Source organism: Stenotrophomonas sp. GSD10, assembly GCF_056172695.1.
Genome location: NZ_JAOCMC010000002.1, coordinates 2,017,953 through 2,029,867, shown reverse-complemented (window position 1 = coordinate 2,029,867; position 11,915 = coordinate 2,017,953). Strand labels below are relative to the sequence as shown.

Here is an 11,915-nt window from a genome sequence, read left to right as displayed (position 1 = left end):
AGGGTCCCTTTGCTGTCACCCTGCCAACGCTATGAGTACGCAATCCGACCCAGCACTGGCGCCCCGTGGCCGGCCGCCCACCATCACTCCCGAGCGTCTGGCCGACATCGGCATCCGCCTGGGCCTGCCCGGCCTGACCATGGCCACCGTTGCCGCCGAACTGGCGGTGAGCCAGGCCGCGCTGTACAAGCGCGTGGCCAATCTGGAGGCGCTGAAACGGCTGGTGGCCGATGCCGTGTTCCAGCGCTGGCAGATCCCGCGCGCATCGCGTGATGCCGCGGGCGGACTGCAGGGCTACCTGCTGACCTTCGTGGCGTCGCTGTGCGAGGTGGTGAAGGCGCATCCCGGGCTGCCGCCGTATCTGCTGCGGCGTTCGGTGGCGACCACGCCGATGCTGGAAAAGATCGCCGCCCACCAGGTGCATGTGGCCGAGGTGTACGGGCTGCCGATCGACAAGGCGCGTTGGTTGTTGGCGACCCTGGCGTTCCACTGCATCGCCGGTGCCGACACCATCTACGCAATCGCCGACGATGAGAATGGCCAGGTCATCACCGAGTTCAAGCAGGGCCTGCGTGCGCTGGTGATCGGGTCGTTGCAGGTCTTGAAAGAGGACGGCGCGGACCGATTGCCGTGACCGCATCCACGCATGGCGTGGATCTACAATGCGGCCATGCCTGCCACGCCCACCCTCGATGACCTGCGCCGCTTCGCTGTGGCGCGCACCCTGTTCGCACCCACCACGCTGATGGCGGCGATCCGGCGGCTCGGCTTCGTCCAGGCCGACCCGATCCGCGCCCCGGCGCGTGCGCAGGACCTGACCCTGCGGCACCGGGTGAAGGACTACCGCGCGGGGGATCTGGAACGGCGCTATGCGCGCCTGCCGGTGGAAGAAGACTGTCTGGTCAACTACGGTTTCCTGCCGCGTGAACACCTGGCGCTGATGCATCCGCGCGTGTCCCGGCGCGCGTGGGATGCGCAGACCCGGCGCCGTGCAGCCGATGTGCTGGCCTTCGTGCGCGAACGCGGCAGTGTGCACCCGCGCGAAGTCGATCAGGCCTTCGCGCATGGCCGGGTGACCAACTACTGGGGGCACCAGCAATGCCAGCACCCAGCTGCTTGACGGCATGCATTACCGCGGACTGTTGCGCGTGCAGCGCCGCGACAGTGGCACGCGCATCTACACGTTGGCCGAACACGCCGAGGCCGATGCCAGCGAGGCCGCGCAGATCGAGCGCGCGGTGGCGCTGGTCAACCTGGTGGTGCGCAAGTACGCGCCGCTGCCGTCGGCCAGCCTGACCTATCTGGTGCGCCTGCTGGGCTATGGCGCACCGCACTTGGCCGAGCAGACCCGGCACGCGTTGAAACTGGCCAGGCAGCAACTTGCCAGTTGCACGCTGGACGGCACTACGTGGTACTGGCCGGCGGATGAGAATCCACGCTCCCGCCGGCACGCGCCGGACGAGCAGGTGCGCCTGCTGGCACCGTTCGATCCGGTGGTGTGGGATCGCCGCCGCTTCGAGCAGTTGTGGGGCTGGGTCTACCGGTTCGAGGCGTACACGCCTGCGCCCAAGCGCCAGTACGGCTACTACGCACTGCCGCTGTTGTGGCACGACCAGGTGGTGGGCTGGGCCAATCTCAGCGTGCGCGACGGCGAGCTGGCCTCGAGCGTGGGCTATGCCGGCCGATCGCTGGCGCGCGATCGGGTGTTCGGCCAGGCGCTGCAGGACGAGCTGGAGCGGATGCGCGTGTTCCTGGAGGTCGCCGGGCGCTAGCGCCGGCGACATTGGAGGTGGCGTTCAGTGCCCGGAATCGGGCGCCTGCGCCGGACGCATCTGCTGGCGGATGCGGGCGCGTGTCCGGTACAGCTGGGTATCTGCGCGATGGATGGTCTCGGCCACGGCCTCACCCGGGCGGTGCTCGGCGCTGCCCATCGAGAACGGCGTGGGCGCGGCGGCGGCATGCTGCCGGTACCAGCCTTCCAGCGCGGCCAGGCGCGCGGGCGGGGCATCCAGCACGACCAGGAACTCATCGCCGCCCAGCCGCACCACGACCTCGCGTTCGGCCAGCGGCCGGCGCAGGAAGGTGGCGAACTCCACCAGCACCGCGTCGCCGCGCCGATGCCCCTGCAGATCGTTGATCTGCTTGAAATGGTCCAGGTCGAACAGCAGGCAGGCCCAGCTCGCGTCAACCTGGGCGTCGAGCCGATGCAGGTAGCGGCGGTTGTGGCAATGGGTCAGCGGGTCGCGCTGGGACAGCTCGCGCAGGATGCGCTCCTGTTGGCGCAGCGCGGTGACGTCCTGCGCATGCCCCAGCACATAGGGCGGATCGGCCTCTTCGTCGAGCACGTTGTGGTAGGCCCAGTAGCGCCGATGGCCATCGGTACCGATCAGCTCGATCACGCCCGAATCGGTGTGCGCCGCGGCGATGCGTGCCAGGTAGGCGTCGAACGCATCACGGCGGTCTGCGGGCATCAGCGCGCCGAGGCTGCGCCCGACCATCTGGCTCTCCTCGAAGCCCAGCGACTGCACGGCCGCCGGGTTCACCGAGGTCAGCGTGCCGTCGAGGGTATGCGTGCAGATCAGGCCCAGGCTGTAATGGAACAGGCGCCGATAGCGTGTTTCGCTGGCTTCCAGTGCATCCAGCACGGCGCGCTCGTCGGTGATGTCCTGGATCGCGCCGACCAGGCGTGTGTGGCCATCCACCTGCTGCCGCCCACCCACCACGCGCACCCAGATGTTGCGATGGTCGGCAGTGGTCATCGGCACCTGTATTTCCCACGGAGTTCCTTCGTCGATGCAGCGCTGCACCGCGCTCTGCATGATGCTGCGGCTGTCGGCGCGATAGAACGACAGTGCTGATTCCAGTGTGGGCTGGTAATTGCCGCGGACGCCGTGGATATGCTTGGTTTCGCGGGTCCAGCGCACCTCGTTGCTGTGCAGGTCCAGTTCCCAGCCCCCACGCGCGCGGCGCGGTTGGTGCGCTCCAGGAAATCCTCACTGCGCTTGAGTTCGCGATGCAGTGCCTTGGCCTGGCCGACCTGCGCCAGCAGTGCGCTGCGCTGTTCCAGCACCTGGCTGGTGACCCGCGCCAGGTGCACCATCAGTTCGCGCTGCGAGGGTGACAGTACGCCCGGCATCGGGTCGAGCAGGCACAGGGTGCCGATGCGCGCGCCGTAGGCCGAGCCCAGCGCGATGCCGACGTAGTGGCGGATGCGCGGGCCGCCGGTGACCAGCGGGTTGCTGGAGAACCGTGGGTCCTGGCGCGCGTCGGCCACTTCGAACAGGGTGTCCTGCTCGATGGCATGAGTACAGAACGAGATGTCGCGCGAGGTCTCGCTGACACCTTCCAGGCCGATGTTGGCCTTGAACCATTGGCGCTGTTCGGCGACCACCGAGATCAGCCCCATGGTCATTCCGGTGGCGGAACGGGCCGCTGCGACGATGGCGTCGAACACCGGCTCCGGCGGCGTATCCAGAAGGCTCAGTCGGTCGATTTCAAGCAGTCGGTCGGCTTCGTCCATGGTGCGTGACAGGGCAGGGGCGTGGGCGGGAGGCTGCGACGGCACCGGCGATGCTAGCGCCGCCGGTGTTATCTAGTGCCAAGCGCGGGTGATGCCAGTGTGAGGCGAGGGCGGCCTTTGGTCCGCGCGCATCGCCTCGATCAGAAGCCGATCACCACATCGTTGAGCGGCAGCTGCTGCCGGCGTAGCTGCGGCGGCGGGCTGTTCCAGGCAGGCCCTTGCCCGAACAGCTGCCCCTCCGATTCCGGACCGAAGTACTGGAAACGATCGAAGACATAGGGAATTCCCTCCGAGCCCTCGAAGTGCACGCTGTTGCTCAGCTGGAAATGCAGGTGCGGTGCCGCCGAGTTGCCCGATTGGCCGAGCTCGGCCAGGGCCTGCCCGCGCTGAACGGTCTGCCCGGGCTTGACCGTGATGCTGCCCTTGCGCAGATGGGCATAGCTGGCGAACACGCCGGGCGCGATTTCCAGCACCACGTAGTTGCCGAACAGGCCGGCTGCGGTAAGCGATGTGGGCTCCGGCTGCGCGGTGAGCGGCGCATGCTCCGGTTCGCCATCGCGGGCATCGCGCACCACGCCGTCGGCCACCGCGATGACCGGTGCGGCGTAACCGACCCAGTCCTGGTGGCGCGTGTGCTGCAGGCGCTCGGGGGCGGCGTGCACCGCGCGGCCCTGTGCGTCCACCCCCACCAGATCGAGCGCGAACCGCTGCGGGATGGTCAGCGCGCCGTTCACCGCCACCAGGCTGCCCCAGTGATGCGACTGCGCCGCGCCGGGGCCTTCGTGGGCGAGCCAGCGCCCTCCGCGCAAGGGTGGGCCGAGTACGGGGGAACGATCGGCTGCGTCGCGATCACAGCGCCGTCCAGGGCAAACCGTTGCTGATGATCGTTGCGGAAATCGATGTGGTGGCGAAGTGTGGTCGGCACCGCCGTGCCTGGCGGCAGTGACAACCACAGATAGATGACCGCGCGTTTGCCGGCGGCGACGGTGACCGGGGCTCCGTCGGCAGGGGCGGGGCGGGTCCAGGCCGACAGCCCCTTGGCATCCAGATTCAACAGCGGTTGCGTGTCGCCGTCAGCGAATACCTGTAGATCCTCCGGGAACAGGGGGCCGGTATCGCCATAGAAATTGCTGACATGCAGTTCATAGGCGAGGTGGCGGGCACCGTCACTGCCGGTGAACACCGACGGCGCGAACGGTACCCGCGCCTCGACCGGGGCCGAAGCGGGGGTGGAGGCGGGAGCGGCAGGCAGCGGTGCCGCCAGCAACATCAGGACGGCGGCGGACAGGGTGCGGCAGGTCATGCGGCAATTCCCGGTTGGGTGGCGCCGGGCGGGCGCGAGGGATCCATCATAGGGCGCCAGGCAGCGCCCTGTACGGCATGCCGGTGGCGGGCCGTCACCGGATCTATGGATCGCCGAAGGCCAGCTCGCCATCACCCAGCGGGAACTCGTTCGCGCGCTCGGTCCAGTGTCCCTGCGCATCGCGGGCACGGAACTGCCGGATCACGAAGGGCAGTCCTTCGCTGTTCATGATGTCGGCGCCGGAAGACACCTGGAAATGCAGATGCGGCCAGCGTGCGTCGCCCGAATTGCCGATGCGTGCGAGGTGCTGGCCAGCGCTCACCCGCTGGCCGGCCTTGACCGTCACGCTGCCGGGCTGCAGGTGCGCATAGTGGGCGTACTGCCCGTCGCCCAGGTCCAGGACCACGGTGTTGCCCGCCAGGGTGTCCATGCTCAACGGCAGCGCCGGGGTAAAGCCGGCGGCGGTGCGCGGGACGTTGTCGGGCAGCCCGTCGCGCGCCTGTACCACCACCGCGTCGGCCACGGCGAATACCGGTTGCGCATAGGCGTGGTAGCTGTGCACATCGAGCGGATCACCGTGCAGGACGGCCGCATCGATGCGCCGTTTCCAGTCGATGGCGTATCGCCGCGAGATCTGCGCGCGGCCGCCGGCCACAAACAGGCCGGGCCGATGATGACGGTCCAGCGCCAGGGCATTGTCGGCCAGCCAGTGCTCGCCACGTACGGGGCTGGCAAGCACGTTCACCCGGGTGCCCCGGGTCGACACGGCTGGGCCGTCGGCGATGCCGCTGTCCAGCCGCAGGCGATGCCCCAGCTGCGTGGGAACCGGCTGCGTGCGCGCAAACGCAAGGCAGAGGTAGGCGGTGGCCGAGCGCCCGGCCGGCAGTGGCTGTGCCGCGTCCAGTGATCCACCGCCGATCATGCGCAGTGCGCCAGACAACCCCGCGCCAGACAGCGAGCGCAGCAGGCGAGGGCCGTCCGCGCTGTCGGCGGTGATGTCCAGCGCCTGGATCAGCATCGGACTCTCCGAGGCGTTCAACAGCTGGAGCTCGTAGACCAGGTAGTGCAGGCCGCCTGCATCGAACACGGAAGGTGCCACCGGCGTGCGCACCTCCAGCTGCGGCGGCGGAAATGCCGTGCTCGCGCCGGCACCTTCGAGTGCCGGCGCGCCCGCCGCATCTGCGGTGGTGCAGCCCTGGGGCAGGGGCAGGGCGGGTGCCGCGTGGAGGGCGCAGGGCGTGGTCACAGCGAGCAGGAGCACCAAGGGCAGGGCGGCGGGCTTGGCCATGTTGATACCGGGCGATCATCGGTGATGGCCGAGTGTACGCGGTGACGCGGCGCGGCATGCAGGAGGCGGGGCCAGCCGCCCCCCGCATGCCGGCTGCGATTACTGCGGTGCCACCAGGATGGACGCATCCAGCACCGGGAATGTCTGCGGCACCTGGCCTGACGAGGCAACCAGACGGATCTCCAGCGTGGTCGTGCCGCCAGCGGCGGCGTTGAGCGTCTGTAGTGCCCCCAGTTTCTGCGGCAGCGGCACCGCAAACGTGGTGGGATGGCTGTGGTCCATGCCGGGCATGCTCGGGCCGAAGAAGGATACGGTGCCCGCGTAGTAGGGGCTGTCGGCCGCTACCGAGGTGGTGCCTGCAGGCGCGTTGATCAGCACGTCGAACTCGCGGGTGTTGTTCAACCCGCGTGGTCGCTCCAGCGTCACCTCGGCGATCAGCTGACGTGGCCCTGCCGATGCCAGGTGCGCGCGCACCGCTTCATCGGGGATGGCCACGCGCACCGCGCCATCGGAACGCGTGCCGCGCACCATCCGCATCGCACCGGCGGCGGCCGGTTGCGCGGCGGTCTTCAGTAGGTCGTTGCGGCCCGGGTAGACGTAGTCGTAGTCGAAGGCCGTGGTGGAGAAGAACGCACTGGCCGGGCTCTCGCCGACGAAGCCACCCTGCGCGTTGACGAAGAAGCGGAACGGCTCGTTCATGAACTGGCGCCGCTGCTCGACGTCCACCGGCATGATCGGCTTGCCTCGCTGATACTGCAGCTGCGTCCACACATCCCACAGGCGGTCCATGTTGGCGTGGTGCAGGTAGAAGATCGGATCCAGCGGCGACAGGAAGTTGGTCATGTTGCCGTACGGGCCGGGATCGACCGCGCCGACACCGCCGATGCAGTTGTGCACCTTGTTGTGCGGGAAGCCTTCGAGCACCGAGAATTTCGTGGCGCCATCCGGTTGCACCACATGTGAGGCCGTGCGCGAACTGGTGAAGCTGCGGCTGACATCGGCGTTGTAGAACTCCACCGGCGACAGCCCGGCATGGATGGTGTCGGGTGAAACCGCCGAGCGCGTCTTGTCGTCGAAGCCGGGATTTTCCCGCCACAGATAGCGCGCGCCGCAGGTGATCGCGTAGGCCGCGTTGCCGGAGATGCCGGTCTTCTCCGTGGCGCTGTAGCCGGTCACATCGTTCCACACATCGTCCGCGGTGAGATAGCCGCGCAGCTTGAGTTGTCCACGCTGCCCGGCATCGAGCGATTCCCAGTAACGTTGCAGTGCCGGCCGCATGAAGCGGGTAAACACCGCAAGGTTGCGCGTGTAGGGGCGTAGGCGCTGTCGGTGGGCGACAGCACCCCATCGAACATCGCCGGCGGAATGCGCGGCAGCTCGGTCCAGTCCCAGTAGGGCATCGCGAACTGCGGATCACCACTGAGCGTGCGGATGGTCTGCTCGAAGTAGCCCACATAGCCGCGGTGCCAGACGTAGAACCACCAATTGCCGTGCGGGCAGTCCATCAGGTGCACGAAGGCATTGCGGAACCAGTTGCGCGGATCATCCGCCGGCAGTTTCAGCATGGCCTCGATGCCGCGCGCGTAGCTTTTCAGCATGCGCTGGCCTTCTGGGCTGGTGATGCTGTAGCGGTGGTAGCTCACCTTCTTGGCCGGGCCGGCCCGTTCTGCGCCGCTGGCCCAGGCCCCGGGTGCGATCAGTGACGCCAGCGACGCACTGGCGGTGCTGGCAAGAAAATCACGACGTGTGTAGCGCATAGCCTTCCCCTGGTGATTGGTTGAACCGCATTGGGTTACAAATCACTGGCAGGGCCGACGGCAGCAGGGCGGCCGGCCCGACGGGGCCATCCAGCCCCGCCGCTTCCACCGGCGGGCGCAGTGATGGCCGGGGTGGAAGCGGCGGTAGTATAGGCATGCGCCTTCGCGACGATCTGCGAAGCAGGCCACAGACAGTGGCGCGCGCACCGCGCCGCGGCTGAAGCTGTTCACCGTCGTCGTCGGGGCGTCTTCGGATCTCAGCCAGGCATGGCCTGGCGCTACGGCTCGGGCTTCACGCGGACCACGCGCCGTCGATACTCGTACACGTTGTCGCCGTCGATGCGCGTGGCTTCAGTGCCCCGCACCTGGCCCACCTTCTGGTTGGAGCCGGTGACCGGTTTCGCCTTGATCTCGGTCTCGTGCTCGAAGGCGTGCGATTTGTCGGTGTTGCGGTAGTAGCGGTACAGCGCCCAGTACAGCGCGGTTGCGCCGGCCGGGCCTGCCGCCAACAGCCAGAGGCCACTATCGTCGCTCATGAGGTTGCCATCAGGATTGCAATTGCGAGGGTTTCGATGACGGTGCCGGCGGCCAGTGCCGCCAGCAGCATCTTCCATTGCTGTACCGGCACGCTGCCCATGGTTTCGCCGGTACGGCCGTTCACTGCGATGTAGTGCAGCATGCCGCCATTGCGGCCAGGCTGGTGGTAGGAATACAACCAGACCGGCAGGTACATCGATACCCAGCGGGTGCCGTGGACGTCCAGTTGCTCCTGCTCCCAGCGCACGCCGCGGTTGTAGCCGCGAACCGATGCTTCCACCTGCGCGCGCGCGATCGACAGCAGCTGGTCCTCCAGCCGCGGACGCAGTTTCTCCACGTCCACGTTGCGCTTCTCCGAGGTGAAGCCGGCCAGGTAGGAGGCGTTCCACTTCACCGCGTTCTTGGTGTCGAACGGCAGGATGGTGTTGATGATGTTGTTGGTGTTGGCGCTGACATCCAGGTTGCCGCGCTCGGCCGAGGATTCCATCTGCAGATCGTCGACGGTGAAATCGACCTGGCGCTCGATCTGGTAGACATCGGCGTCATACACGGTGCGCTTGTTCTTGTCGTTACCCACTTCGTAGCTGCGGGTCTGGATCTCGCCCTTGCCGGCCACCGCTGCGCTGACATTGCTGTCGACAATCATGTAGGGCAGGTACACGCCCACCACGTTTTCCGGGGTGAACTGCTGCTTGAAGGCCTTCAGCGCGAACAGCCGGCGCTTGTCCACGAACTGGCGGATGCGCGCCACCGCATCGTCCTTGCCGATATGGAAGGGCAGCACGGCGTCGGGCACGGCACCGTTGGCGATCTGTTCGTTGACGCCGAACACATGCCGGCACCAGTGGCAGCGCGCGGTCATGGTGCTTTCGGTGTTGACCGTCACCTCGGCACCACAGCCGGTGCACTTGAAGGTCATCAGCGCTGAGGTATCGGCATCGATGTCGCGCGCACCGGAGGCGATGACGGTGCCTCGCAGCTGGTCGATGTCCTCGCCCAGCCCGAATGCCTCTTCCACCCGCTCGCCATGCCATTGGTGACGGCAGTACAGGCAGATGAGGATGTCGGTGCCGGGCTTGGGCCGGATGTCGGTGGCGCCGCACTTGGGGCAGCGGTTGAGGCCGTCCTTCAGTTCGCTGGCCGAGGTATCGATGGCCAGCGGGTCGGGCGCTTCCACTTCATCGCGGATCGCCTGTGGCAGTTTCGAGGTATCCAGCGGGAAGCTGCCGGGCAGGGGAGGCACGTCCTGCGGCGAACCCGGGCCATCGAGCGACGCCGCCGGCAGCGGCGGCGGTGTCGCAGGCGCGGATCCGGGCAGCGGCGGTGGGCCGTTTCGGGGATCGGACATGGTCGTCGTGCGTCCTGCCGGTTACAGGCCCAGTGCCTTGGCCTTCAGCGCGTCGTAGTCGCTCTGGGTGATCAGGCCCAGATCCAGCATCTCCTTGGCCTTCTTCAGCTTGGCCACCGGATCATCGGCGGCCGGCGTCACCGGCTGCTGCATGCCGCCCACGCCGAACATGCCCGAGGCCATGCCGACGCCCACCAGGCCCGCCGCGCCACCGTTCTCGCCGGCCGACTGGATGCCCTGGGCCACGCTGGCCTGCAGGTTGGAATTGCCGCGCGAACCGGACAGCGCATCGGCGCGCTGCACGGTCTTCAGCAGTTCGCGGGTGTTGGCGTCGTATTCGATGGAGACGATCGCGGTCTTGACGATGGCCAGGCCGCGGTCGGACTTCCACTGGTAGCCCTGTTCCACCGCGGCCGACAGGCTCTGCGCGAAGCCCAGCGAATCCTGCTGCAGCTTGGTGATGCGGTTGCCCTTGCCGGGATCGTTGGTGTACAGGCTGAACGCCGGCGCCAGCGAACCGACCACTTCATTGAACAGCTGGCTGGCCGCCGCATTGTCCAGGTCGGTGAAGTCGAACACCTGGCCCGGGCGCAGGTAGCTGGCCGGTACGAAGTTCTTCACGAACAGGATCGGGTCAACGATCTTCAGCGTGTACGAACCACGGGTGACCGCGCCGACCTGGGTATTGAGGAAACCGTCGTCCCAATAGATTTCCGACTGGGTGCCGAAGCGGTTGTCCGGCAGTTCCTTCAACGACACGAAATAGGCGGCCTGCTGCGAGCCCGGCTGGCCACCGAACTTGAAGCGTTCCCAGCTCTGCTTGATGAAGGTGCTGACCAGGCCGTCACCGGCAAAGATCGACTGCGAATTCAGATCGTCCGAGCGCCACTCATAGCCGCCGGGTTCAGCAACGAACGCGGTAATGGCACCGTCCTGGAACAGCAGCAGGCCATAGCCCTCCGGCACGATGATCTTCGAGCCGTTGCTGATGATGTTGGACGAGCCGCTGGTGTTGGAGCCGCGGCCGGCATTGGTGCCCTGGGCCACCGCGGCGAACAGTGCGGCGGTGGACGGCAGCCCCGTCGGCACGGTGTAGAAGTCCTTCCACTGGTCGGCCAGCACGCCGCCGACCGCACCCTTCACTGCCTGTACCAGACCCATGATCCGCTCCCTGAGATTCGTGGGCAGGCACCATGCCTGCCAAGCTGGACCGAATATAGCAGCGGGCGCCGACCGCTGTGGTGCCGGAAGATGAACCCGGGGCAGCGCGGGTCAGTGCCGGTCGGTGCCGTCCCGGCCGGCACGGATGGCCAGCAGTACGGCAGCCATGTCCAACCCACCCAGGCCCATCTGCTGGGCACGGGCGAACAGCGCGTCGCTGTCCTCGATCAGTGCGGCGTGCATGCCGGCCTCGCGCGCCGCGCCGGCCACCAGGCCGCTGTTCTTCAGCACATCGGTGATCGATGCCTGCACCAGGAAATCGTCGCGGATCATCTTGTCCAGCTTGATCCGCGACACGTCGCTGGCCATCGGCCCGGCATTGAGCACCTCGGCGAAGCGCTCCAGCGCGATGCCGTGCTTTTCGGCGAAGTGCACCGCCTCGGCCAGCCCGGTGACCAGCGTGATGAGGTACAGATTCACCGCCAGCTTCATGCGCAGCGCCGACGGAACCGGTCCGCAGGCGACGCATTGCCGGCCCAGTGGCGCCAGCAGGGCTGTGGCCTGCTCGACATCGGTCTGCGCCCCGGCCAGCAGGATGACCAGCTGTGCGGCCTCGGCCTGCACGCGCGATCCGGACACCGGCGCTTCGACGTAGCGCCCGCCCGCGCCGCGCACCTGTTCGCACAAGGCGTGTGAAAACGCGGCGGAACTGGTGCCCATGTTGATCAGCAGGCGGCCCTGCACGCGTTGGCGGAAGGCCGCGCCGTGGCGCTCCAGCACGCTGTCGATGGCCTCGTCATGGGCCAGCATCAGGATCAGGGTGTCGCACGCCGCGAACACCTCATCGAGCGATGCGCACACCCCGATGCCCGCCGCCTGCGCGGCGGGATAGGTACGCCCGGAGCGCGACCAGCCCAGCACCGCAGTGCCTGCGCGCGCCAAGTGACCTGCCATCGGCGTTCCCATCACGCCCAGGCCGATGAATCCAACAGGCATGACAG

10 protein-coding genes and 2 pseudogenes are annotated in these 11,915 nt (G+C 67.6%); 2 read left to right on the top strand and 10 right to left on the bottom strand.

The window, feature by feature from the left end:
- Window positions 1–31 precede the first annotated feature (31 nt).
- A complete protein-coding gene (locus N4G47_RS09670; RefSeq protein ID WP_475286748.1) occupies window positions 32–634 on the top strand; it encodes a TetR/AcrR family transcriptional regulator in 603 nt (200 codons plus the stop codon).
- Between the two features lie 36 nt (window positions 635–670).
- Window positions 671–1,772: pseudogene (locus N4G47_RS09665) on the top strand (DNA glycosylase AlkZ-like family protein).
- A gap of 24 nt (window positions 1,773–1,796) precedes the next feature.
- Here the strand turns inward: N4G47_RS09665 and N4G47_RS09660 are convergent.
- From N4G47_RS09660 to N4G47_RS09615, 10 genes and pseudogenes are all read right to left on the bottom strand, one after another.
- Window positions 1,797–3,520, bottom strand: a pseudogene (locus N4G47_RS09660) (sensor domain-containing diguanylate cyclase).
- Window positions 3,521–3,660: 140 nt separating this feature from the next.
- Entirely contained in the window at window positions 3,661–4,260 is a 600-nt protein-coding gene (locus N4G47_RS09655; RefSeq protein ID WP_475286746.1) for a M23 family metallopeptidase, read from the bottom strand.
- Complete coding sequence (locus N4G47_RS09650) at window positions 4,251–4,823, bottom strand: hypothetical protein (protein ID WP_475286744.1); 573 nt, start codon at window positions 4,821–4,823, stop codon at window positions 4,251–4,253. The genes N4G47_RS09655 and N4G47_RS09650 overlap by 10 nt, the downstream gene beginning before the upstream one ends.
- Window positions 4,824–4,926: 103 nt before the next feature.
- Window positions 4,927–6,111 carry a M23 family metallopeptidase gene (locus tag N4G47_RS09645; protein ID WP_475286743.1) on the bottom strand — a complete coding sequence of 395 codons (1,185 nt, stop codon included), beginning with the start codon at window positions 6,109–6,111 and terminating at the stop codon, window positions 4,927–4,929.
- 99 nt (window positions 6,112–6,210) lie between these two features.
- Window positions 6,211–7,389: a tyrosinase family protein gene (locus N4G47_RS09640; protein WP_475289921.1), complete on the bottom strand. Its 1,179-nt coding sequence runs from the start codon at window positions 7,387–7,389 to the stop codon at window positions 6,211–6,213.
- Entirely contained in the window at window positions 7,284–7,754 is a 471-nt protein-coding gene (locus tag N4G47_RS09635) for a tyrosinase family protein (RefSeq protein ID WP_475286741.1), read from the bottom strand. Before N4G47_RS09635 ends, N4G47_RS09640 begins: the two co-directional genes overlap by 106 nt.
- A 392-nt stretch (window positions 7,755–8,146) precedes the next feature.
- Entirely contained in the window at window positions 8,147–8,404 is a 258-nt protein-coding gene (locus tag N4G47_RS09630) for a hypothetical protein (RefSeq protein WP_475286739.1), read from the bottom strand.
- Window positions 8,401–9,753: a TFIIB-type zinc ribbon-containing protein gene (locus tag N4G47_RS09625; RefSeq protein ID WP_475286738.1), complete on the bottom strand. Its 1,353-nt coding sequence runs from the start codon at window positions 9,751–9,753 to the stop codon at window positions 8,401–8,403. Before N4G47_RS09625 ends, N4G47_RS09630 begins: the two co-directional genes overlap by 4 nt.
- A 21-nt stretch (window positions 9,754–9,774) precedes the next feature.
- Window positions 9,775–10,914 (bottom strand): SPFH domain-containing protein, encoded by a 1,140-nt coding sequence (locus N4G47_RS09620; RefSeq protein WP_475286736.1) that lies wholly within the window; start codon window positions 10,912–10,914, stop codon window positions 9,775–9,777.
- Between the two features lie 111 nt (window positions 10,915–11,025).
- On the bottom strand, window positions 11,026–11,910 hold the full coding sequence (locus N4G47_RS09615; RefSeq protein ID WP_475286734.1) for an NAD(P)-dependent oxidoreductase: 885 nt from the start codon (window positions 11,908–11,910) through the stop codon (window positions 11,026–11,028).
- Window positions 11,911–11,915: the final 5 nt, after the last annotated feature.